At 66.8% G+C, this 23,127-nt stretch carries 22 protein-coding genes; 6 read left to right on the forward strand and 16 right to left on the reverse strand.

Features of this window, described 5'->3' with window-relative positions; all coding sequences use genetic code 11:
• Nucleotides 1-59 precede the first annotated feature (59 nt).
• From ACJ4V0_RS14695 to ACJ4V0_RS14710, 4 genes are all read left to right on the forward strand, one after another.
• On the forward strand, nucleotides 60-224 hold the full coding sequence (locus tag ACJ4V0_RS14695; protein ID WP_448300339.1) for a DUF3309 family protein: 165 nt from the start codon (nucleotides 60-62) through the stop codon (nucleotides 222-224).
• 366 nt (nucleotides 225-590) lie between these two features.
• Nucleotides 591-1,574, forward strand: coding sequence for a glycosyltransferase family 2 protein (locus tag ACJ4V0_RS14700; RefSeq protein WP_448300340.1), 984 nt, complete (start codon nucleotides 591-593; stop codon nucleotides 1,572-1,574).
• Nucleotides 1,571-1,951, forward strand: a complete 381-nt coding sequence (locus tag ACJ4V0_RS14705; protein WP_448300341.1) for a GtrA family protein — start codon at nucleotides 1,571-1,573, stop codon at nucleotides 1,949-1,951. Before ACJ4V0_RS14700 ends, ACJ4V0_RS14705 begins: the two co-directional genes overlap by 4 nt.
• 100 nt (nucleotides 1,952-2,051) lie before the next feature.
• Nucleotides 2,052-3,626: a hypothetical protein gene (locus ACJ4V0_RS14710; RefSeq protein ID WP_448300342.1), complete on the forward strand. Its 1,575-nt coding sequence runs from the start codon at nucleotides 2,052-2,054 to the stop codon at nucleotides 3,624-3,626.
• Nucleotides 3,627-3,667: 41 nt separating this feature from the next.
• Here ACJ4V0_RS14710 and ACJ4V0_RS14715 read toward each other — a convergent pair whose 3' ends face one another.
• Nucleotides 3,668-5,230 (reverse strand): GMC family oxidoreductase, encoded by a 1,563-nt coding sequence (locus ACJ4V0_RS14715; protein WP_448300343.1) that lies wholly within the window; start codon nucleotides 5,228-5,230, stop codon nucleotides 3,668-3,670.
• 92 nt (nucleotides 5,231-5,322) lie between these two features.
• On the opposite strand from ACJ4V0_RS14715, the gene ACJ4V0_RS14720 reads away from it, so the two are divergent.
• Nucleotides 5,323-6,837, forward strand: a complete 1,515-nt coding sequence (locus ACJ4V0_RS14720) for a bifunctional aminoglycoside phosphotransferase/ATP-binding protein (protein ID WP_448300344.1) — start codon at nucleotides 5,323-5,325, stop codon at nucleotides 6,835-6,837.
• Here ACJ4V0_RS14720 and ACJ4V0_RS14725 read toward each other — a convergent pair.
• The 15 genes from ACJ4V0_RS14725 to ACJ4V0_RS14795 form a co-directional block, all read right to left on the reverse strand.
• Nucleotides 6,828-7,700, reverse strand: a complete 873-nt coding sequence (locus ACJ4V0_RS14725; protein WP_448300345.1) for an ABC transporter permease — start codon at nucleotides 7,698-7,700, stop codon at nucleotides 6,828-6,830. The genes ACJ4V0_RS14720 and ACJ4V0_RS14725 overlap by 10 nt on opposite strands.
• A 19-nt stretch (nucleotides 7,701-7,719) precedes the next feature.
• Nucleotides 7,720-8,784, reverse strand: a complete 1,065-nt coding sequence (locus tag ACJ4V0_RS14730) for an ABC transporter substrate-binding protein (RefSeq protein ID WP_448300346.1) — start codon at nucleotides 8,782-8,784, stop codon at nucleotides 7,720-7,722.
• Between the two features lie 51 nt (nucleotides 8,785-8,835).
• On the reverse strand, nucleotides 8,836-9,897 hold the full coding sequence (locus ACJ4V0_RS14735) for an ABC transporter ATP-binding protein (RefSeq protein WP_448300347.1): 1,062 nt from the start codon (nucleotides 9,895-9,897) through the stop codon (nucleotides 8,836-8,838).
• 3 nt (nucleotides 9,898-9,900) lie between these two features.
• A complete protein-coding gene (locus ACJ4V0_RS14740; RefSeq protein WP_448300348.1) occupies nucleotides 9,901-10,716 on the reverse strand; it encodes an ABC transporter permease in 816 nt (271 codons plus the stop codon).
• A 31-nt stretch (nucleotides 10,717-10,747) separates the two neighbouring features.
• Nucleotides 10,748-11,986 carry a metal-dependent hydrolase family protein gene (locus ACJ4V0_RS14745; protein ID WP_448300349.1) on the reverse strand — a complete coding sequence of 413 codons (1,239 nt, stop codon included), beginning with the start codon at nucleotides 11,984-11,986 and terminating at the stop codon, nucleotides 10,748-10,750.
• Nucleotides 11,987-12,156: 170 nt separating this feature from the next.
• Nucleotides 12,157-12,552, reverse strand: a complete 396-nt coding sequence (locus ACJ4V0_RS14750) for a RidA family protein (protein WP_448300350.1) — start codon at nucleotides 12,550-12,552, stop codon at nucleotides 12,157-12,159.
• 94 nt (nucleotides 12,553-12,646) lie between these two features.
• On the reverse strand, nucleotides 12,647-14,197 hold the full coding sequence (locus ACJ4V0_RS14755) for an AMP-binding protein (RefSeq protein ID WP_448300351.1): 1,551 nt from the start codon (nucleotides 14,195-14,197) through the stop codon (nucleotides 12,647-12,649).
• Between the two features lie 75 nt (nucleotides 14,198-14,272).
• The gene (locus ACJ4V0_RS14760) at nucleotides 14,273-15,502 is read right to left on the reverse strand and encodes an ABC transporter substrate-binding protein (protein WP_448300352.1); all 1,230 of its coding nucleotides are present in this window, start codon (nucleotides 15,500-15,502) and stop codon (nucleotides 14,273-14,275) included.
• A 90-nt stretch (nucleotides 15,503-15,592) separates the two neighbouring features.
• Nucleotides 15,593-16,600, reverse strand: a complete 1,008-nt coding sequence (locus tag ACJ4V0_RS14765) for a branched-chain amino acid ABC transporter permease (RefSeq protein ID WP_448300425.1) — start codon at nucleotides 16,598-16,600, stop codon at nucleotides 15,593-15,595.
• A gap of 46 nt (nucleotides 16,601-16,646) precedes the next feature.
• Nucleotides 16,647-17,552 carry a branched-chain amino acid ABC transporter permease gene (locus ACJ4V0_RS14770; protein WP_448300353.1) on the reverse strand — a complete coding sequence of 302 codons (906 nt, stop codon included), beginning with the start codon at nucleotides 17,550-17,552 and terminating at the stop codon, nucleotides 16,647-16,649.
• 31 nt (nucleotides 17,553-17,583) lie between these two features.
• Nucleotides 17,584-18,297 (reverse strand): ABC transporter ATP-binding protein, encoded by a 714-nt coding sequence (locus ACJ4V0_RS14775; protein ID WP_448300354.1) that lies wholly within the window; start codon nucleotides 18,295-18,297, stop codon nucleotides 17,584-17,586.
• A 3-nt stretch (nucleotides 18,298-18,300) separates the two neighbouring features.
• Nucleotides 18,301-19,110 (reverse strand): ABC transporter ATP-binding protein, encoded by an 810-nt coding sequence (locus ACJ4V0_RS14780; protein WP_448300355.1) that lies wholly within the window; start codon nucleotides 19,108-19,110, stop codon nucleotides 18,301-18,303.
• Between the two features lie 304 nt (nucleotides 19,111-19,414).
• The gene (locus ACJ4V0_RS14785) at nucleotides 19,415-20,407 is read right to left on the reverse strand and encodes a fumarylacetoacetate hydrolase family protein (protein ID WP_448300356.1); all 993 of its coding nucleotides are present in this window, start codon (nucleotides 20,405-20,407) and stop codon (nucleotides 19,415-19,417) included.
• A 5-nt stretch (nucleotides 20,408-20,412) separates the two neighbouring features.
• Nucleotides 20,413-21,189 carry a cyclase family protein gene (locus tag ACJ4V0_RS14790; RefSeq protein ID WP_448300357.1) on the reverse strand — a complete coding sequence of 259 codons (777 nt, stop codon included), beginning with the start codon at nucleotides 21,187-21,189 and terminating at the stop codon, nucleotides 20,413-20,415.
• A gap of 10 nt (nucleotides 21,190-21,199) precedes the next feature.
• Entirely contained in the window at nucleotides 21,200-21,889 is a 690-nt protein-coding gene (locus ACJ4V0_RS14795; RefSeq protein WP_448300358.1) for a TetR/AcrR family transcriptional regulator, read from the reverse strand.
• A gap of 178 nt (nucleotides 21,890-22,067) precedes the next feature.
• Here ACJ4V0_RS14795 and ACJ4V0_RS14800 point away from each other — a divergent pair, with 178 nt between their 5' ends.
• The gene (locus ACJ4V0_RS14800; protein WP_448300359.1) at nucleotides 22,068-23,051 is read left to right on the forward strand and encodes an alpha/beta fold hydrolase; all 984 of its coding nucleotides are present in this window, start codon (nucleotides 22,068-22,070) and stop codon (nucleotides 23,049-23,051) included.
• Nucleotides 23,052-23,127 lie beyond the last annotated feature (76 nt).

Genomic DNA, 23,127 nt, shown 5'->3' on the forward strand with positions numbered 1-23,127 from the left:
TGCCGCGATTGGTCCATCGCATACGCGCTGGGATCGCTTGAAACTATGGAGAAATGTCCATGTCGCTCGGAACCATTCTCGTTATCCTCTTGATTATCTTTCTGCTCGGCGGCTTCAGTGGCCGGTTCGGTGGATACGGCTATGGCTTTGGTCATGGCGGCGTGGGCGTGCTCGGCACGGTCCTGATCATCGTGGTGATCCTGATGCTGCTTGGGCGTCTCTGACCCACATCATCGCGTCAGCGCCCGGGTAGCACTGGGCGCGTATCCAGACGTGCGGGATTCGCGGCGGCCCGCACCGCAACTCTTGGTCTGTCCCGGCCGCGCGGGCCAACGGACAGCTCGACCCGATCGGCGTCCGGGCGCTGCAGGGCCGGCGAGCCGCCCTCTTGTGATCACATGGGATCAGTGGTGGCGTCACCGCGCAATCCCCGTGGAGGCTTGTTAAGGGGCAGGGCTCTGGCATAGGGGTGCAGCGTATGTTTCTCTCGATGGTGCTCTGTCCCGCGGACACCGTTGGCCGAATGCCCCTGGAGACCTGTCATCGTGATCCAAAGCAGCTCCGGAAGCGCGGCCGGGGATCGCCCGCGGGTGTCGATCGTCGCGCCTTGCTTCAACGAGGAAGAGACGATTGGCGAGTTTCATCGCCGGGCGAAAGCGGCCGCTCTGGCGGCTGTCGCCGAGGATTTCGAGATCGTTCTGGTCGATGATGGTTCGACCGACAGGTCCTGGAAGCTGATCTCGCAGCTGGCGGCTCGAGACCCTTGTGTCGTGGCCGTGAGGCTGCGTCGCAACTACGGGCATCAGATGGCCGTGATGGCCGGACTGCAGGCAGCCCGTGGCGAGCGGGTCCTGCTGATCGACGCCGATCTCCAGGACCCTCCGGAACTCCTCGCCGGCATGATGGACCTGATGGATGGGGGCGCCGAGGTCGTCTATGGCAAGCGCGCCGCGCGCGTCGGCGAGACGCTGTTCAAGCGTGCGACCGCGGCGATCTTCTATCGCGTGCTCCGCACCCTCTCATCAGTCGACATTCCGGCCGACTCCGGTGATTTCCGCCTGATGAACCGGCGGGTCGTCGATATCCTTCTGTCGATGCCCGAGCAGCATCGCTTCACGCGCGGACTGGTGAGCTGGATCGGCGGCAGCCAGGTGGCGATCAGCTACGCGCGCGATCCCCGTTTCGCCGGCGAGACGAAGTATCCTCTGTCGAAAATGGTCCGCTTCGCCGTCGACGCGCTGACCTCCTTCTCGATCAAGCCCCTGCGACTCGCGACCTGGACCGGCTTTCTTGCCGTGTTCTTCGCCTTGTGCCTAATGGGCTACAGCGCGGTTCGCTGGGCGATGGGAGAGGTCGTCGACGGCTGGACCAGCCTGATCATGGCGGTCGCGGCCTTTTCCGCGGTCCAGCTCATCGTGCTCGGCATCCTCGGCGAATATGTCGGTCGGCTGGTGCTCGAATCCAAACGCCGGCCGCTCTTCATCATCGATACGATTCTGCGCGGAACGGGCTCGCAGGCTGCGGCTGGAGAGAGCGACGCCCACCCGTCCGGCGACACCCGGCAGGCTCTATGATCCGGCGGCTGGCATCCTTCATCGGCGTCGGCGTGGTGAATTCGCTGATCGATGCCGGCATCTTCGCGCTGCTCGTCAGTGTGGCAGGCGTCGCGCCGCTGCCGGCCCATATCATCGGCTTCCTGGCGGGCGCGCTGAACAGCTTCATCATGAATGGGACCATCACCTTCGGCCGGTCGATGGGGGACATCGTCAATCTCCGGCTGATCGTGCAGTTCGCTCTCACCATTCTGGTGCAGTTCCTGTTCGCAACCGGCGTCTTCTGGGCCGTTCTGCTTGCGTCAGGGTCGCCCTATGCCGCCAAGTTGGTGTCGATCGCTCTGACGACGATCCTGACCTTCCTCCTGCTCGGACGGGTCTTCCGGAGGCCGGGGTGAATGACCGCCACGGACAGCCCATGCGGGCTATGACACTCCCGGGAAACAGATGAAGCGCCTTGTCAATCCAGCGTCGGAACTTGTTCCGCTGGCGCTCGCCGTGGCGCTCGTGGCGGCGGTCCTGCCGTTGCTGTTCATTCGCATGCCGACGCTGTGGGACTATCCGAACCACTTAGTCCGCTACTGGATCTTGCTCGGCCATGCGGAAGGCACACCCGTCGCGAACATGTTCCGTCCCGACTGGTCGCTCGCCCGCACCAACATCGGTTCCGACCTGCTCGCCGTCGGCATCGGCAGCCTCATCTCCCTTGAGGCTGTGACACCCGTCCTCGTCGGCCTCGCCGTCCTGATCCTCCCCCTGGGCGCGATCGTCCTGAACCGGACCATCTTCGGTGTCTGGCACGTCTGGCAGGTGGCGCTGGTGGCGCTCACGTGGAACTTCGTGCTGACGGGCGGCCTTCTCAGCTTCCAGATCGCCCTGGGTCTAGCCATGTTCGGCGCGGCTCTGGACCTGAAGCTGTCCCACATACCTGGCGTTGGCCGCTGGCTGGTGCGTCTCGCCTTTGCCTCCGGGATCCTGATCGTTCATGTCTTCGGGCTGCTGTTCTATCTCGTCCTGCTCGTCGGCATCGACGTTGGGCGCCGACTTCCGGCCATTCGCTTGCCGCAGATACGCTGGCTCCTGGCCCGGCGTGTGGTGCTGGCCGGGCTCGCGTGCTGCATTCCCCTCGTCGTTCTTGTTCTGACGGCTCCCAGGCTGCCTGGAGCGCACGAACAGGTTGCCGATGCCCAGTTGTTCGGGACGGTCTTGAAGTTTCGCTCGCTGTTCTCGCTTGAGCGGCTGGCGATCTTCCTGGCGCCTGTCCGGACCTATTCGGTGATTGCCGATCTGGCGACGCTGTTCGCCCTGGTGGCGACTCCGGCCTATGCGGCGTGGCGCGGGCGGATCGAGTTGCATGCAGGCCTCTTCGGCATGGGAGTTCTGCTGCTCGCGATGTCCCATTTCGTACCGGAGACCGCCTTCGGTACCGGTCTCATCGACATCCGTATCCCGATGATGGCCGGCCTTCTGCTCGCCGGCTCCATCCGGCCGCGCCTTGCCGGGACGGCGGAGAAAGAACGCCTCGTCCTCGCCATCACGCTGGCGCTGGTTCTTATGAAGGCAGCCTTCATCGGTTACACGTGGATGGAGCGGCAGGCCGATATCCGCTCCATCGACGCCGCAACCATCAGCATGCCCGCAGGAGCAGCTGTCCTGGTTGCCGAAAACCGCCCCGACAACGTGACGAAGTGGCTTCGGGCTCCGCTCGGTCGCTACGCCGTTGGCGTTCCCATCTACCGCCATCTCGGGGCGACGGTTGTCATGAGCCGCCTAGGTTTCGTGCCGACGATCTTCACTGCCGCCGGCAAGCAGCCACTGGAAATCCTCCCGCCATGGAAGGACATCTCTGTCCCGGAAGGCGGTACCCCCAGGGTCGACGACCTCGACAATCCGCGGATGGCTGAGCCCGACGAGTATCCGTACCTTCGGAACTGGCGTGCCCGGTTCGACTATGTCCTGCTCATCAATGCCGACCTGCCGAACGCCGGCATGCATGCGGGCGAGGTCCCCGGACTGAGCCTCGTCAGCGACAAGGGCTTCGCACGGCTCTACCGAATCGATCGCCAACCCTGAGGTCGTGGCGGGCGTCGGCCGCAGGTGCCGCTCCCCGCGGCTCAGCCCCTCATCCGGCGGGCGGCCATCTCGCCGATCATCACGCAGGTGAAATGCAGGTTGGCGCGGCAGTCGGTCGGCATAATTGAGGCGTCGGCGACACGCAGTCCGGCAACGCCGCGCACCCTCAGATCGGGGTCGACGACGGCCAGCGGATCGCCCGAGGCGCCCATGCGGCAGGTGCCGGCGGCGTGCTGGATGTCCCAGGCCTCTGTCAGCGTCAGGGCGTCGAGTTCGTCGTCGGGCAGGGCGGCGGCCCTGGCAAAGTCCATGCCGCTGTCGCCGAAGGTGACCGTCGAGGCGATCCCCGTCACTGCGGGATGATCGACGATGGCCGCGAGCCGCCTGACGCCGTCGCGCATGCGCAGCCGGTCGCGCGCGTCGTCGAGCATGTTCTCCTCGACGACGGGGTTGGCGTCGGGATCGACGGAGGCGAGGCGTACCTCGCCGCGCGAAAAGGCGTCGTAGAGCGCCACGCCGATGGCGCCCTGGGAGGAGGGGCGGCCCTCCGACAGTCCCCGGTGATTGAAGCCGATCATGATCATGTCGCGCTTGCCGCCGCCGGCGAGGCGCGAGGAATAGGTCACGCAGCAATTGGTGTGGCGGGCGTCCGGCGATTGCGCCGCCGCCTCCGGGCGGAGAGCCAGCGTCGCCCGCAGGATCGGATGGTCCATGAAGCCGCGTCCGACCGCCGTAACATCGGCGACGACAGGGATGCCCAGCGCGGCGAGATCAGCGGCCGCGCCGATGCCGGAGCGCATGAGGATGGCCGGGCTGTGGATGGCGCCGGCTGAAAGCACGACCTCGCACGCGTGGATGTCCTGCCAGTCGCCGCCGCCGAAGCGCACGCGGACGCCGGTGGCGCGCGCGCCGTCGAACAGCACCCGGTCGACCAGCGCCTCGCCGCGAATCTTGAGGTTCGACCGGCCGCGCGCGGGCTCAAGGTAGCCGTCATTGGTGGTGACGCGCAGGCCGTCGCGGCTGTTGATCGGGTAGCAGGAGACGCCCTCGCCGGACGGGGCGTTGAGGTCCTCCTTCCACGGATAGCCGCTGTCGAGGGCCGCCGCGCGCAGGGCGCGGTCGACGCTGCCCCATTCATCGATCGGCGCGCGATGGACGGGCAGGGGGCCGCCGCGACGCTGGCCGGGGCCCGTCCCCGTCACCGGGTCGTCCTCGATGGCGTCGAAGAGCGGCAGGACGTCGGCCGCCGACCAGCCGGTGCAGCCGAGAGTGGCCCAGGTGTCGAAAGCCTCCGGCACGCCGCGGATGGCGATCTGCGCATTGACCGTGGAACTGCCGCCCATCGTCTTGCCGCGCCAGTAGAACTTGGGCTCCTGCGTGCGCGTGCGGCGGGTCATGAGGCCCGGCCATTGCCACTCCGCCTGATGGCGGGGGTCGTGCATGAAGGGGACGATGTTGGCGCTGCGCAGGACGTGCGGCGCCTCGCTGGCGCGCCAGTCTCGGCCGGCCTCCAGCAGCAGCACGCGCCGGCCGGCATCTTCCGAGAGCCGCGCCGCCAGCGCCGCGCCCGCCGAGCCCGCGCCCACCACGATCACGTCATACATGCCATCGCCTCCGCCTGATCCTCGTCATAGAGCCTGTCGATCATCTCGGCTATGCAGGGGCGCGCGGGGCGGGATTTCGGAGGCGGCGTGGAATGACCGGCGACCATGCCATGGAGGCGCGGGGCGACAATGCGGAGGTTCTCGCCTTTCTCATGCGGGAAGCCGGCGCTGGCGCTGAACGCGTCACGACGCATATCTCCCACGTGGTCATCGGGCGCGACGTCGTGTTCAAGCTGAAGCGGCCGGTGAGGCTCGCCTATCTCGATTTCTCGACGCCCGAGCGGCGGCTGATGTTCTGCGAGCGCGAATACCGCCTGAACCGGCGCACGGACCCCGGGAGCCTGATCTACGAGGGCATCAGCCGCATCACCCGCGCATCCGACGGCGCCCTGGTCTTCGACGCTGACGGCGCCCTGGTGGATGCGGTCGTGCGGATGCGGCCCTTCGATCAGCATGGCCTGCTCGACCGGCTGGCCACCATCGGCCCGCTGGAACCGGAGTTGGTGGAGAGGCTCGCGGCCGAAATCGTCGCGCTGCACGAACAGGCGGAGGTGTCGGGCGACAGCCAGGGGGCCGCCCGCATGGCGCGGGTGCTGGACGTCAATGCGAAGGCCTTCGTCGACAGCGGCCTCCTGGGCGCGGATGCCGCGGGTGCGCTCGATCGCCAGTTCCGCGCAGTGCTCGTTCGGCACGCGGCCCTGCTCGACCGGCGCGCCGGGGAGAGGCAGGTCCGCCGCTGCCATGGCGACCTGCACCTGCGCAACATCTGCGTGATCGGCGGCCGCCCGGTGATCTTCGACTGCCTCGAGTTCGACGAGGATCTCGCCACCACGGACGTGCTCTACGATCTCGCCTTCCTCATCATGGATCTCTGGCACCGGGAACAGAAACCAGCGGCAAACCGGCTGCTGAACCGCTACTGCGACGCCACCGGCGAGGCGGCCGGGCTGGCCCTCGTTCCCTTCCTCGTCGCCGTCCGGGCCGCGGTGAGGGCCCATGTCACCGCGTCGGCCGGCGGAGTCGGGGAGGAGGCTGACGCCTATCTGGCGCTGGCGCGGCAGGCGCTGGCCGGGACGCCTCCGGTGCTGGTGGCCGTCGGCGGCCTCAGCGGCTCGGGCAAGTCGAGCCTTGCCGCCGCACTCGCCCCGCATCTCGGAGCGCTGCCCGGTGCGCGCATCCTGTCGAGCGACCGGCTGCGCAAGGCGCATTTCGGGGTGGCGGCGCAGCATCGCCTCGCGCCCGAGGCCTATAGGCCCGAGGTGTCGCAGACCGTCTATGCGGCGATGAGGGCAGGCGCGGTGGCCGTGCTGGCCGCTGGCAGCGCCGTCATCGCCGACGCGGTCCACGCACGGCCCGGAGAGCGTGATGCTATGGAAGCGCTGGCCGGCGCGTCCGGCGTGCCCTTCTTCGGCGTCTGGCTGGACGTGCCCTCCGACCGGCTCAAGGCGCGCGTGGAGGCCCGGCGCGGTGATCCCTCGGACGCGACGGCTGCGACCGTCGAGACGCAACTGGGTTACGATCTCGGCGTCATCGGCTGGCATCGCTTCGATGCGGCGCGGCCGCAATGCGAACTGGCGGCGGAGATCGCCGCCCTGATTCAGGCGTAGCGGCGGCGGATCAGCAGGCTGGAGGCGACGGTGAGGATCAGCGTCGCCGTCATCAGGATGAACGACACCGCGCCGCCGAACGGCCAGTTGTTCTGCTGGGCGAAGGTGGAGAAGACCAGCGGACCCATGGTCTGGAACTTCGGCCCGCCGAGCAGCACCGGCGTCGCATAGGCGTTCATCGCCAGAATGAAGGTGAGGATGACGCCGGCGAGGATGCCGGGCAGCGCCAGCGGGAAGAGGACCCGCGTCGCCATGGTCATGGGCGGCGCGCCGAGGGAAAAGGCCGCCTCCTCGACATTGCGGTCGATGCCCTCGATGACGCTCTGCAGCGTCAGCACCATGAAGGGCAGGTTCACCGCGATGATGCCGATGACGACCGCCATCTCCGTGTACATGATCTCGATGGGCTCGGAGATGACGCCCATTCCCATCAGCGTCGAGTTGACGAAGCCGCGCGAGCCGAAGGCGACCATCCAGCCGGCGGCGCGCACCGCATTGCCGACGAAGAGCGGCAGCACGATCGCCATCACCAGCAGGTTCTTGAAGCGGGACTGGGAGCGCGCCAGCACATAGGCCAGCGGAAAGCCGAAGAGGAGGCAGAAGATGGTGCAGGCGACCGCGACGCGGATCGTGCGCCACAGCACCTGCAGGTAGAAGGGGTCGGTGAAGAACTTGACGTAGTTGTCGATGGTCAGGGCGTCGACCATCAACTGACCCGGAACGAAGGCGTTCAGGCTGTAGCGGAAGAGGATCGCGATCGGCACCATGAGGCCGATCGCGACGAAAATGGTGGCGGGCACGAGAAGGCCCGCCGCCGTCAGATTGCCGGGCTCGCCGACCGGTCGTTCGGATAGTGCCGCCATGGCGAGCCGATGCCCCCGATCAGGCCTTGAAGACCTTGTCCCACCACTCCTTCATCGCTGAATCGTTTTTGGCGAGGAATTCGTAGTTGAGGTCCTTCATCTTCTTGTTCTCGTCCTCGGTGAAGCCGATGCGCTTCATGAGGTCGGGGGCGACGACCGCATTGGTGACGGTCGGGGCGTAGCCCATGTCGATCGCGAAGTTCTCCTGGGCGCCCTTCTCCAGCATGGCGTCCATGTAGGCGTAGGCGCCGGCCTTGTTCGGCGCGTTCTTCGGGATCATGAAGCCGGAGACATAGGCCATGGTGCCCTCGCTGGGGGCGATGGACTCGACCGTGATGCCGGCGTTCTGCCACTGCACGGCGCGGGCCTTCCACATGAGACCGATGGTGATCTCCTCGGTCTTCAGCGCCTGCGCGAAGGCCTCGTTGGTCGGGTAGATGCGGGCGCCGCCGCGCTTGGCCGCCAGCAGCAGTTCCTTGCCCTTTTCCAGGTTCGTCATGTCGCCCGCGGCGGCGAGGCCGGCGGCAAGCATCACGTACTGGTACTGGATGTCGATGAAGCCGAGCTTGTTGCCGTACTTCGGATCGAAGGCGTCCTTGTAGGCGGTGGGCGCGGCGGTCACCAGCTTCGGGTTATAGACGACGACCTTGCCGGAGATGATGTGGCCGATGCCATAGGGATACTTGGCGATCGGGATGATGTTGCCGGCGTTCTTGAGCTTGGAATAGTCGATCGGCTCGGCGATGCCGGCGGCATTCATCTCGAACATCTGCGCGGCCGAGAGGCCCTGGATGTCGGTGGTGCCACGCGGCAGGCGGCGCTCGGCGACCATCTTGGCGCGACGCGGGGCGTCGGAGGCCTGGTCCTGGACGACCTCGAAGCCCTTGGGTTTGAGGAAGGGCTCCTCGACGTTCTTGCTCAGCAGGCGGGCGTAGTCGCCGCCCCAGGTGCCGACGACGACGCGGCCGGCGGCCTGGGCCGAGGCCGGGGTGAGGGCGCCGGAGGGCAGCAGCCCGCCTGCAGCGGCAAGGCCGAGGCCCTTCAGCGTGGTGCGCCGGTCAATTCCCTTGGTGAATTTGGTCATGTCGACTTCTCCCTTCTGGATTTCCCAGTTGGCGGCGGTGTGCCGCATGGTTCAGGCAGCCTCGCGCGGAAAGACGAGGCAGGCCGAGGCCGGCCAGCCGACCTCGATCGTGTCGCCGACAGCCGGAACGAGGCCATCGGCACGGTTGGGAATCTGGACGACGACGTGATCGGTGTCGTTCAGGTGGACATGCACGTCGAGAAGCGCGCCCAGATAGGACACGAAGCCGACCTTGCCGGAGGCATGGTTGTCGAGGCCCTGGGCCGCCGCCCCAAGCGTCAGGCGCTCCGGGCGCAGCGCGATGGTCGCCGGGCCGGTCGCCTCACCGGCGGCGCATGTCAGCATCAGCCCGCCATCGGAGCGGAATGATCCGGGGCCGGTCACGGCGCCGGAGATCATGGTGGAACGGCCGACGAAATCAGCCACGAAGAGATCGGCGGGCCGCTCGTAGAGGTCGGACTGGGTGCCGACCTGGCGCACCTTGCCGTCGGACATGACCACGAGCCGGTCGGCCATGGTCAGGGCCTCCTCCTGGTCGTGTGTCACCATCACCGTGGTCAGGCCGAGCTGCTGCTGAAGGGCGCGGATCTCGAGCCGCACCTCGAGGCGCAGCTTGGCATCGAGGTTGGAGAGCGGTTCGTCGAGGAGCAGCACGTCGGGGCGGATGACGAGGGCGCGGGCGAGGGCGACGCGCTGCTGCTGGCCGCCGGAGAGCTGGCGGGGGTAACGCTCGCCATAGCCTTCGAGACGGACGAGGCGCAGCGCCTCGGCGACGCGCGGGTCGCGCTCGGCCCTGTCCACCTTCCGCATGTCGAGGCCGAAGGCGACGTTCTCGTTGACCGTCATGTGCGGAAACAGCGCATAGCTCTGGAACACCAGGCCGGCATTGCGCTTCCACGGCGGCAGGGTGGTGATGTCCTTTTCGCCGATCCGGATCGACCCGCCGCTCGGGGGCACGAAGCCGGCGATCATCCTGAGGGTCGTCGTCTTGCCGCAGCCGGAGGGGCCGAGCAGCACGAGGAATTCGCCGTCCCGGACGTCGAGCGACACGGACTTGACCACGGCATTGTCGCCGTAGCGCTTGGTCAGACCGTCGAGGGTAAGGGAGGCCATGGATCAGACGACTCGGGCAAGTTTCACGTAGCGGTCGGTGATGACCATGGCGACCGCGATGAGAAGGATCTGGAGGACGGAGACGGCGGCGACCGTCGGGTCGATCTTCCATTCCAGATACTGGAGGATGGCGATCGGCAGGGTGATGCGGCCGGGTCCGACGAGGAACAGGCTCATCTCCAGATTGCCGAAGGAGGTCACGAAGCCGAACAGCGCCCCGGCAACGATACCGGGCCGGATTGCCGGCAGGGTCACCCGGAAGAAGGTCGTCCACTGGTTGGCGCCGAGGCTCTGGGCAGCCTCTTCCGCCGCCCGGTCGAGCCCGGTGAGGCTCGCCGTAACGAGGCGCACCGTCCACGGGATGACGAGCAGGGTGTGACCGGCAACGAGGCCGCCGACCGAGCCGAGGATGGGCAGGCCGGTGGCGATCTCCGTCTCGATCTGGAAAACGTAGATGGAGGTGCCCATGACGACGCCCGGCACCACCAGCGGCAGCAGCAGAAACTGGCTGAGGGCCGCGCTGCCGGCGAACTGCCGGCGGGCGAGGATGAGGCTCGCCGGCACGGCGATCAGCAGGCCGATGACGGTCGCGGCGACCGCCACCTGCAGGCTGGTCCAGAAGCCGGTGACGAAGTTGCGGTTGTCGGCGATGGCGCCGAACCACTTCACCGAATAGCCCTCCGGCGGAAAGGAGGGGATTTCCTGGGCGAAGAAGGCGAGCCAGGTGACGAAGATCAGCGGCAGCAGGATGAAGCCGAGCGTCAGGTAGGCCACCCCGTAGAGTGCCACCCGTCCCGCGAGGCGTCCGTCCATCGTCATGCCGCCGATCTCCTCATTCGGTGTCCGCCGATCAGTTCAGCTGGTTCTTGTGCATGCGGCCGCCCTGCATGATCAGGGCCAGATGCGCGCCCTGCTGGGTCAGCAGAGACAGGTCCTTCAGCGGATTGCCGTCGACCAGCACTGCGTCGGCATAGGCGCCGGCCTTCAGCGTGCCGATCTTGCCTTCCTTCCGGCAGAGCTTGGCGGCGTGCATCGTCGTCGAGCGGATCACCTCGATGGCGGGAAGGACGCGGCCGCGGATGACGAATTCCTCGGACTGGTGGCGGTGCATCTCGCCGAGCAGGTCGGAGCCGTAGGCCATGGTGAGCTTGGCCTTGTGCATGATCTCCAGGGACTTCATGCCGGCGATCTTCACGGTATCGACCTTGCCGACCGAGATCGGATCGAGGCCAAGGGCCGGCCCCTCGACGCCGAGGTATTCGTATGTGACCAGCGTCGGGCAGGCGATGGCGCCCTTCTCGGCAGCGAACTTGGCCGTCTTGGACTGGATCAGGTTGCAGTGTTCAAGGCTGTGGACGCCGCACTCGACGGCGCGGCGGATGGCCTCGTCCGTATAGAGGTGGGCGGCGACATAGGTGCCGGCGTTGCTCGCCTCCTCGACGGCGGCAATGATCTCATCGCGCGAGTAGCCGAGGAAGTGAATCGGATCGTTCGGCGAGGCGACGCCGCCATTGGCCATGATCTTGATGAAATGGGCGCCCTGCTTGATCTCCTCGCGGCAGGCCTGGCGAACCGCGTCGACACCGTCGGCGAGGCGGCCGAGGGAGCCGAGCGTGCGCGTCCAGGTCTCGGGGTCGCGGCGGTCGTAGCGCGAGCGCGAGTCGCCGTGGCCGCCAGTCTGGGACAGGGCCTTGCCGGGGATGATGAGACGAGGGGCCTCGATCAGGCCCTGCTCCTGCGCCTCGACGAGCGGATGGGTGGCGCCGCCGAGGTCTCGGACGGTGGTGAATCCGCGGTCGAGCATGCCCTTCATGATGCGGGCGGCGCGATAGGCGATCAGCGCGTCCGGCACCAGGGCGTTCTGGCCAATGTTGACCATGGTGGCGATGACATGGACGTGGCAGTCGATGAGGCCCGGCATCAGCGTGCGCTTGCCGCAGTTCACGATGGTGGCCTTGGAGGCCTTGATCGGCTTGTCGGAGAGTTCCCTGACCGTGTCGCCCTCGACGAGCATCTCGTAGCCCTCGACGAGGTCGTCGGAGATCGCCGGGTCGAGAAGGCGGAAGTTGCGGAACAGGGTCAGGCTCATGGTGCGGTCCTCACGCGGCAGGCTGTCCGTTCGCCTCCCTGACCCGCATTCGCAACATCTGTGGCTTGCGGCTGGAGCGACCAGCTTATCCTAAATTCAGCCAGTGCCGGAGCACCAGCGTTCTCTCGGCGCGCATCCGTGCATATTTTATACACATGCGCAAGACGGCGTCACGGAATGACCGCGACGCATTCGATCTCGATGTCGAAGGGCGCCGGCCAGGCCTTGATGCCGGCGCTGGTGCGGGCCGGAAACCCCTCGGGAAAACGCTGGCGATAGATGGCGTTGACCTCGCCCATCAGGGCCGGGTCGGTGATGAAGACGGTGGTCTTCACCGCCTGGGCGAGGGAGGAGCCGGCAAAGGCCAGCGTCACCTCCAGGGCGTCGAGCGCGGCGCGGGTCTGCGTCGCGATGTCGCCCTGGACGATGTCGCCCGTCCGGATGTCGACCGGCGGCATGCCGCAGGTGAAGAGGAGATCGCCGGCGCGCACCAGGGCCGATGTCGGCGCGCCGAGCCGGCGGATCGCCTCGGAGATGACGGGAACCTCGATGACCTGACGCTGCATGGACCTCGTCCGCAGGGGATTCTGGCTCACACAAGCGCGTCGCAACCGGAATGGCAACCGCCGCAGCCGCATCCGGGCGACGCGGCGCGTCGCCTCAGACGATGCGGCCCTTGCGGTCGCCCCAGTAGCGGTCGCGCAGCGCCTTCTTGTAGAGCTTGCCGGTCGGCAGGCGCGGCAGCTGATCCATGAAGTCGATGGAGCGCGGGCACTTCTGGATCGACAGGTGCTCCCGGCAGAAGGCGATCAGCTCGGCCTCCAGCACCGGACCCGGCTCGTGGCCCGGCATCGGCTGGACCACTGCCTTCACCTCCTCGCCGAAGTCGTCGTTGGGGACGCCGAAGACGGCCGCATCCGAGACCTTCGGATGGGTGATCAGCAGGTTCTCGCACTCCTGCGGATAGATGTTCACGCCGCCCGAGATGATCATGAAGGTCGAGCGGTCGGTGAGGTAGAGATAGCCCTCGTCGTCGACATAGCCGACGTCGCCGACGGTCGACATGGTGCCATCCGGCGAGCGCGAGGCCGCTGTGCGCTCCGGGTCGTTGAAATAGACGAAGGGATTGGCGGTCTTGAACCAGATTTCGCCCGGCTCGCCCTTCGGCGCCGGGTTCATGTCGGCGTCGAGAATGTGCAGGTCGCCCATCAGCACCTTGCCGACCGTGCCGCGGTGGGAGAGCCACTCATGGGAGTCGCAGGCGGTGAAGCCCATGGCCTCCGTCGCCCCGTAATACTCGTGGATGATCGGCCCCCACCACGCGATCATCTCCTCCTTCACCTGCGGCGGGCAGGGAGCGGCGGCGTGGACGGCGATCTCCAGCGAGGAGAGATCGTAACGGCTGCGCACCTCGATCGGCAGCTTCAGCATGCGGGAGAACATGGTCGGCACAAGCTGGCTGTGCGTGACCTTGTATTTCTCGATGAGGGCGAGATAGGCCTCCGGATCGAAGTGCTCCATGACGATCACGGTGGCGCCGCGCCGGATGGCGAGGCCGACGGCGGCCTGCGGCGCCGAATGGTAGAGCGGCGCCGGCGACAGGTAGATCATGTCGTCGCGGTACCGCCACAACTGGTCGAGGAACTTGTAGAGCGGCAGCGGCTCGGAGGGCGGGTTCTCCGGCAGCGGGCGGAGGATGCCCTTCGGGCGCCCCGTCGTACCGGAGGAATAGAGCATCGGCGTGCCGAGGCCCTCGTCGGCGATGGGCGTGGCCGGGAACGCGGCAACGGCGGTTGCGAAATCGGGGTGGGCCTTGTCCGCCGGATCGCCGTCGACGACGAGGCACAGCGTCACGTTCGGACACTGCTTCAGCGCCTGGAGTGCCACCTCCTTCTTGGACCGCGAGGTGATCAGCAGTTTCGATTCACTGTTGTTGAGGATGTAGGCGAGTTCGTCCGCCAGCAGGTAGGAGTTGATGCAGGTGTAGTAGAGACCCGTCCGTTCGCCGGCCGCGCAGGCCTCGAGATAGCGGGCGTTGTTCTCCATGAAGATGGCGAAGTGGTCGAGCCGCTGGAGGCCCTGGGCGCGGAGCAGATGGGCGAGGCGGTTCGCCCGCTCCTCGAACACCCGGTAGGGGACTGTCTCTCCGGTTCCCGCCATGATGAAGGCGGCGCGCGCTGGATGTGCTGCTGCGTGATGACCGGGATACATGCGCCTTGCCTGTCCGCGTGACGTTCAGTCCAGGAAGTGGGCGGCGCGGGTTTCCCCGCGCCGCCGGTTGCCTTCTCAGGAGGTGCTCTCGTTGGACAGCACGCCCCCGAACAGCTCGAAGCTGTTGCCCTTGACGCGCGCCATCTGGACGGACTGGATCGGATAGAAGTCCGTCGGGCTGGTGTTGACCTTGATGCCCGGCAGCAGCAGCGGCGCCTCGAAGTTCTTCAGGTTGGCCGCTTCCTTCATGACGTTCTCGCGCGTCAGGTTGTCGCCGGCCTGGCGCAGCGCCTGCAGGAGGGTGTGCGAGCACGAATACCCGTAGTTGTGGACGTCGTCCTTGAGGTTGGCGTTCGGCATGTACTTGGCCATGAAGGCCTTGAAGGCGACCACGTCCGGCGCCGCGTCCCACTGGGGATCGTTGACGTCCTTGCGGTAGAGCGCGAGGAGGATGCCCTGCGAGTTGTCGATGCCGGCGGGACCGAAGACGGTGCCGAAGGACGACGACACGTTGTTGAGGTAGTGAACCGGCTTCCAGGCGATCTCCGCCGCCTTCTTGATCGCCTGCGCCGCGAACTTCGGCGTGGTGATGTTGAAGAACACGTCGGCACCGGAGTTCTTCAGCTGGATCATCTGGCTGTCGACCGTCGGGTCGGTGACCTCGTAGGTCGAGAGCTGGACGATCTTGCGCTCGTTGGCCGCGCCGAGGCCCTGCTTGAAGCCGTTGAAGTAGTCCTTGCCGTAGTCGTCGTTCTGCATCAGCACGCCGATCTTGGCGTCCGGCTTGGTCGCCAGGATGTGCTTGGCGTAGATCGCGCCCTCCGTCACGTAGTCCGGCTGCCAGCCCATGGTCCAGGGGAACTGGCGCGGCTGGCCCCACTTCGAGGCGCCGGTGGCCACGAAGAGCTGCGGCACCTTGCGCTGGTTGAGGTAGCGCTGGATGGCCGTGTTGGACGGCGTGCCGAGCGGATTGAAGATGAAGAGGACCTTGTCCTCCTCGACCAGCTTGCGAACCATTTCCACCGCCTTGGGCGGCGAGTAGCCGTCGTCATAGGTGATGAAGTTGATCTTGCGGCCGTTGAGACCGCCGGCATCGTTGACCATCTTCATCACGGCCTCGTGGGTGCGGCCGATATTGCCGTAGGCCGAGGCGTTGCCCGAATAGGGCATGATGTTGCCGATCTTGATCTCGCTGTCGTTGGCGCCCTCGTCATAGCGCTTCTGGGCGATGGCGGGTGCGAAGACCGGGGTCACGGCCAGCGCGCCGAGGCCGGCGATCACTGTTCTGCGCTTCAGGTCAGTCATGGGTCTTTCCTCCGGGGTGGGTTGCGGCCTTTGGCGGCCGCCTGCTTGACCAGTGTCTGGATGCACTGTTTTCGTGTGGCGACAGGGCGATCATCCGCCCTGCCTTCGTTTGAGCCTCGCCCACAGTGCGGCGAGGCCCCCGGCGATGCCGCCGGGCATGACGTAAATCAGCACGATGAGCGTAATGCCGTAGAGCGTCCAGGGCTGCAGTTCGAGCGGCAGGTGGATCGCCTGCGTCAGCTTCTTCGTCATCGCGTCGGCATATTTCTCGATGAATTGGACAAAAATGCCGCCGATGACGGCGCCGGGCAGCGAGGCGACGCCGCCCACCACCGCCCCGACCAGGATCGCAATGGACAACTCGAAGCGGAAGCTGTCGGGTGAGACGAACTCGAAGATGATGGCGTGCAGCGCGCCGGCGACGCCGACATAGAGCGCCGAGATGCCGAACACCGTCGCCTTGTAGCGCGAGGTGTCGATGCCCATCGTGCCGGCGGCGAGCGTGTGGTCGCGGATCGCCACCATGGCGCGGCCCGGACGCGAGTTCAGCAGGTTGCGCGCCATCCAGAACATCGCCACGGCGACGATGAGGACGACCAGATACATCCACTGGTCGCCGGACAAAGGCAGGCCGAACGGCGCGTCCGGCTTCAGAAGATTGATGCCCATCACGCCGTTGGTCAGCGGCTCAAGGTGCTTGTACTTCAGCATCTGCGGCACGGCGATGGCGAGACCGAAGGTGGCGAGCGCCAGATAGTGGCCCTCCAGCCTGAGCGCCGGCAGGCCGAAGAGATAGCCGATGACGAAGCACATCAGCGCCGCCGCGGGCAGGGTCAGCCAGTAGTTGACCCCGTAGTGCTCGATCAGGATCGCCGCCGTATAGGCGCCGACGGCGAAGAAGGCGCCGTGACCGAGGGAGATCTGGCCGTTGAAGCCGGTCAGCAGGTTCAGGCCGAGCACCGCGATCGCATAGACGATCATCAGGCTGAGCTGGAGGAAGGTGAAGTTCGAGATGAAGCCCGACTTGCCGACGAGGAAGGGCAGGGCGGCGGCCAGCACCAGCAGGCCGGTGAGCAGGTAGCGCGTCAGGTTGCGCATGGGGTCCGCGGCGACGGGGCCGGTCGAGGTGATGGCGGTCACGGAGCTACACCCTCTTGACGGTGGTGCGGCCGAACAGGCCGGCGGGCTTCAGGGTGAGGATGGTGATGACGATGATGAGGGCCACCGTCAGCTTCTCGCCGTTGCCGACGATGTAGATGCCGAAGGTCTTCTCGGTGAGGTTGCCGAAATAGGCGACGAGGTTCTCCAGCACCCCGACCAGGAACCCGCCGAAGACCGCGCCTGCCGGATTGGAGATGCCGCCGACCAGCGCCCCGGCGAAGCCGTAGAGCAGGATGGAGGCCATCATGTTGGGCTCGAGATAGACGACCGGGGCGACCATAGCGCCGGCGACCGCGCCGACGGAGGCTGCCAGGCCCCAGCCGAGCGCCAGCATCCAGTCGACCTTGACGCCGACGAGCCGGGCGGAGACCGGGTTCTGCGCCGCCGCCCGCATGGCGAGGCCGAGCGGCGTGAAGCGGAAGAAGGCGAACAGCGCGAACAGCATCAGCAGGGAGACGACGATCATGCCGATCTGGTGCGACCCGATATAGCCGGAGCCGGCGAAGGTCACGGCCGGGAAGGGCGAGGGGAAGTTCTTGATCGTGTGGCTCCAGATGCCGCCCGCCAGCGAGTGGAAGATGGCCAGCAGCCCGATGAAGACGACGACGATCGACAGCACCGAGGCATTGTGCAGCGGTCTCAGGATGATCCTCTCGATCATCACCCCGAGGATGAAGGAGAAGAGGATGGTGAAGCCGAGCGCCGGCCAGAACGGCAAGCCCCACTGGATCAACTGCCAGCAGACATAGGTGGAGAACATCGCCATTTCGCCCTGGGCGAAGTTCAGGTGGTCGGTGGCGGTGAAGATCATCACCAGCGCCAGCGCCACCAGCGCGTAGATGGCGCCTGATGCGAGCCCCGATGCGATCTGCTGGATCAACTGTTCCATGCGTCGTCCTCTGTCCCCTGCTTCTTGGGCCTCAGTAGCCGAGGTAGGATTTGCGGATGCCCTCGTCGTTCTTCAGATCGGCCGACGGGCCGGCCATGACGACGGTGCCGGTCTCCAGCACGTAGGCGTTTTCGGCGAGGTTCAGGGCGAGGGCGGCGTTCTGCTCGACGAGCAGCATGGAGACGCCAGCCTCCTCGTTGATCCGCCGCATGATGTGGAAGATCTCCTGGACGATCAGCGGCGCAAGGCCGAAGGAGGGCTCGTCGAGGAGCATCAGGCGCGGCCCCAGCATCAGGGCGCGCGAGATGGCGAGCATCTGCTGCTCGCCGCCGGAGAGCGTGCCGGCCTGCTGGGCGAGGCGCTCCCGCAGCCGTGGAAAATAGGTGAAGACGAGTTCGAGGTCGCGCTTGACGCCCGACTTGTCGCGCCGGCCGTAGCTGGCGATCTTGAGGTTCTCCTCCACGGAGAGGCCGATGAAGGTGCCGCGCCCTTCGGGAACGTGGGCGACGCCGAGGCGGGTGATGTCCTCGGTCGCCATCCTGTCGATCGGCTGGCCGTCGAAGACGATGCTGCCCTCGCGGCGGACAAGGCCGCTGATGGCCCTCAGCGTCGTCGTCTTGCCGGCGCCATTGGCGCCGAGCAGCGTGGTGATACCGCCCTTGGCGAGGCTGAAGCTGAGCCCGTGCAGGGCCTCCGTCGCACCGTAATAGGCCCTGAGGCCGCTGATCTCCAGAAGAGGCGCCATGCGTCAGGCCCCCGTCCCGAGATAGGCGCGGATGACCTCGGGGTCGCGCTGGACCTCGGCCGGCGTCCCGTCGGCGATCTTCTTACCGAAGTCGATGGCGACCACCTTGTCCGACACGGACATGACCAGGCTCATGTGATGCTCCACCAGCAGCGTGGTGACCTTCTGGATCTCGACGACGCGGCGGATCTGCTCCTTCAGCACCTCGATCTCCTCGTGATTGAGACCGGCGGCGGGTTCGTCGAGGAGGAGAAGCTTCGGCCTTGCGGCCAGCGCGCGGGCAAGTTCGACGCGCTTGCGGATGGGAAAGGGCAGGGGGCCGGCGGGCAGGGCCGCGAAGGCCTCGAGACCCATGAAGGCGACGAGTTCGCGCGCCCGGTCCTCGATCGCCTTTTCCTCCGCCGCGACGCCGCTTGCCCGCAGCACCGAGCGCAGGAAGCCGGCATGGGTCTGGCTGTGGCAGCCGACCTTGACGTTGTCGAGCACCGACATGCGGTCGAACAGCGCGACGTTCTGGAAGGTGCGGCCCATGCCGATCGCGGCGATGGCATGCCGGGGCGCGTTCATGATCGAACGGCCCTGGAACAGGATGTCGCCCTCGTTGGGAATGTAGAGGCGGCTGAGGCAGTTGAAGAGCGTCGTCTTGCCGGCGCCGTTGGGGCCGATCAGGCCCACGACGTCACCGGCCATGACATCGAACGAGATGCCGTTCAGCGCGATAATGCCACCGAAGCGGACGGAAATGTCGCGCACCGCCAGGAGCGGTGTCTGGACGGATTCCGGATGTGCGTCGGCAAAGCCAACGGATGTCATTGGCCGTCATCCTCCCTGGAAGGCCGGCGCTTTTTGCGCTGCCATTATTGGCGTGGCCGTTATCGTTGACGACAGTGTGATCAGATATGCGGGGCGGCCGCAATGCCTGCCGCGGCGCTTTCTCGCCGTGCCGCGCCGCGGGACGTCGAGGCGCCGACCTCACCGGCAAGATACCCGGTAGGATAAAAAGAATGAAATCTCATTCCATTAGCCGAAATCGGCGGGCGAGATTTCGCCGCCACCCTCTTTCCAAAGACGGAGGCCATTTTCGACCATTCTGGATGCGTTTTCGCCCCGGTCCGCCTCATGTGGCGGCGGCCAGGACCCGGTTTCTGAGCGTCCCCAGCCCCGCGACCTCCAGTTCGATCACGTCGCCATGAGCCATGAAGCGGTCGTGCTCCAGGCCGCAGCCGCCATTGACCGTTCCCGAGCCGAAGACCTCTCCGGCATGCAGGGTCTCGGAGCGCGAGACATAGGCGATCATGTCCTCGAAGGAATGCAGCATCCCGGCGGTGCTGCTGTCGGTCCACACCTCGCCGTTGATACGGGCGACAGCCTTCAGGCCATAGGGATCGGGCATCTCGTCGGCGGTGAGGATGTAGGGGCCGAGGGCGTTGCCGGCGTCGAAGCTCTTGCCCTTGGCCGGCCCCAGCATGCCCTGCATCTCCGCAAGCTGCGCGTCGCGGGCGGAGAAGTCGTTGAAGATCGTATAGCCGAAGATGTGCCGGCCGGCCTCCGCGAGCGGGATGTTGGAGCCGCCGCCCCAGAGCACGGCGGCGAACTCCAGCTCGTAGTCCATCAGCTTCGAATAGGCCGGCCAGGTCACCTCGGCGTCCGGTCCGACGATGGAGAAGCGGTTGGTGAAATAGTAGATCGGACGGTCGAGATAGACCTGCGGTATCGCCTCCGCCGGCTTCAGGGCGCGGGCCGCGGCCTCGTCGCCCTTCGAGCGCGCGATGATCCGGCGCATGCCGACCGGGGCGTCGAGGATATGGCGGGGATAGACCGAGAAGTCGCGCACCTGCGGCGGGACCGGGATCGGCGCCCTGAGCCGGACGCGGGCCAGCGGCCGGGCGATGTCCTCGTCGATGCCGTGCCGGGCGATGAGCTCTCGCGCGCTGTCGAGCGCGCGCGGGCCGGCTTCGATCAGCGCCAGCATCGAACGGAAGGCCGTCGCCGGTACGTGGTCGCGATGGGCCGCGGTGGCCAGGTCGAGGACATGCTCGTCGCCCTCCGGCCCGACGATGGCGCCGAGGCGGTCGCGTCCGTGCGAGCCGACGAAAGTGACGAGTTTCATGGCCCTTACTCCTCGAAGATGGCGACCGCCCGGCAGAAGCCGGCAGAGGCCTTGTGAATCTTGAAGGGGAAGCAGGCGATGGTGAAGCCGGTCGCCGGCAACTGGTCGAGGTTGGTCATCTTCTCGATGTGGCCATAGGCGCGCACCATGCCGGCGCGGTGCCCCTCCCAGATGAGGGCGGCATCACCCGTCTCGGCATATTTGCGCGCCGTGTGGACGAAGGGCGCGTCCCAGCTCCAGGCATCGGTGCCGGTGATCCGGACGCCGCGGTCGGTGAGGTAGAGGGTCGCCTCGCGGCCCATGCCGCAGCCGCGGCCGACATAGTCCGGCTCGCCGTAGCGGGCGCCGGCCGCCGTGTTGACCACCACGATGTCGAGCGGCTGGAGCGTCACGCCGGTGCGCGCGAGTTCCGCCTCGACATCGGCAACGGTGGCGACGTAGCCGTCGGGGAAATGTCGGAAGTCGAGCTTCACGCCCCGCTGGAAGCACCAGTCGAGCGGCATCTCGTCGATGGTCCAGGCCGGCTTGCCGCCATCCGTCGTCGAGTGGAAGTGGTAGGGCGCGTCGAGATGGGTGCCGTTGTGGGTGGAGACGTTGAGCTGCTCCACGGCCCAACCTTCGCCGCCCGGCAGGTCGTCCTGCGTCAGGCCGGGAAAGAAGGGCAGGATTTGCGCCACAGACTGCTTGTGGTCGACATAGGTGATGGAGGGCAGGGCCGAGGGCGGGTCGGAGGCGATGTCGGCGCGCAGCGCCACGGACAGGTCGATGATGCGGCGTGGCATGGATGTCTCCTCAAGTCTCGGTATCGTGGGGCCAGAGGCCGGGTCCGCGTCGGGCGGCGAGGACCCTCAGGCCTGCCGCGGCGAAGGTGACGGCCCGCGATAGCATGGCGTCGGTGTCGTGATCGCTGGTCTGTCCGCCCGACAGCCGGTCGGCGCGCCCGGTCGGCGCCATCTGGGTCAGCGCCGCCCCGACGATGAAGAGATAGCCCCAGGTCGCATTGGCGCGGTCAAGGCCTGGAAGGGCCGTCATGAGGGCACCGATGAAACGCTCCGCCATGGCGTCATAGCTTCTGGCGACCAGGCCCTTCTGCCAGTCGCCCTCGGCGGCGCTGGTGGCGAGGATTAGGCTGGCGAAACGGCCGCCGCCGAGGTTCGGGTCATGGCCCGCCTCGACGGTCGGGCGCAGCAGCGCCTCGACGATGTCCTCCACTGCTGCCTGTCCGCGCGCCAGCATGGCGTCGAGACGCGCCAGCCTGATGCGGTTGATGGCGCTGGAGCGACGCGTGAACATGGCCTCGAACAGGCCTTCCTTGCTCTTGAAGTGGTAGTGCAGGAGCGCCTGGGCGACGCCTGCGGCCTCCGCGATGCCCCGCATCGAGGCTCCCTCGAAGCCCCGCCGGGCGAACTGGGCCTCGGCCGCGTCGAGAATGTCCTCGCGCGACGAGGGTCTGGCGGGTGGGCGAGATGCGGTTGCGGTCATGGGGTCCTAATCGTTCGATCAGTCAAGACCACCTGCTTCCTCCACTCAATATCCGCCGATCGGGGGAAGACGTCGTGAGCCAGTCGCTGCGCGGCACCGCCGCCTCCTGTTCGGGGGAATGTTCAAGGGCCAACCGCTGGGGCAGGCTCCTGTTCCTCAACGCTCACCCGGAGCCCCCATGTCCGTGCCCGACGCTTCGCCGATCCCGCTCAGAATGGTGAAGGCCAGCGGCATCGCCATGCGCATCGCCGAACTGGGCGACGGGCCGCTCGTTCTCTTCTGCCATGGCTGGCCGGAGGGCTGGGCCTCCTGGCGGCACCAGATGCGCGCGGTGGCGGCCGCCGGCTATCGCGCGGTAGCGCCCGACTTGCGTGGCTACGGCCACACCGACGCGCCGGCCGAGATCGAGCGCTATTCGATCCTCGACCTCGTCGCCGACCAGGTGGAACTGGTGAAGGTGCTCGGAGCGGGCAGCGCCGTCATCGTCGGCCACGACTGGGGTGCGCCGGTCGCCTGGCACTGTGCACTGTTGCGCCCGGACATCTTTCGCGCCGTGGTCGGCATGAGCGTGCCGTGGACGCCGCCGGCCTACACGGACCTGCTGACGGCGCTGGAGAAGCTCGGCATCCGCGACTTCTACATGCAGTATTTCCAGGCGCCGGGCGTCGCCGATGCCGAACTCGACCGCGACCCCGAGGAGAGCCTGAAGCGCATCTATTTCGACGGGTTCGGTGACCGCGCGGGTCGACGCAAGTCGATGATCCGGCTGAAAACGCCCGGTGGCATCTACGCCAACACCGATCCGCCCGGCGATCTGCCGCACTGGCTGCCCCCGGAGCACATGGCCTATCTCGCGGGGCAGTTCGCCCATTCGGGTTTTCGCGGCGGGCTCAACTGGTATCGCAACCTCAGGCGCAACGCCGCGCTGATGGCGCCATGGCGCGGCCAGCCGATCCGCCAGCCCTCGCTGTTCATTGCCGGGACGCAGGACGGGGTGATGCATTTCCCCGCCTCGAAGGCGCAGATCGACGCCTATCCGACGACCCTTCCGGGGTGCCGGGGCGTCCACCTCATCGACGGTGCGGGGCACTGGATCCAGCAGGAGCGCGCCGACGAGGTCAGCGCGCTTCTCCTGCGGTTCCTTGCAGGGCTTGGTCGGTAGATCTTGGCGGCGCCAAAGCGCACTTGGGAAACTATCGTCATGCCCGGGCTTGTCCCGGGCATCCACGAATTCTCGA

The sequence above is a fragment of the Phreatobacter aquiterrae genome (genome assembly GCF_053471285.1).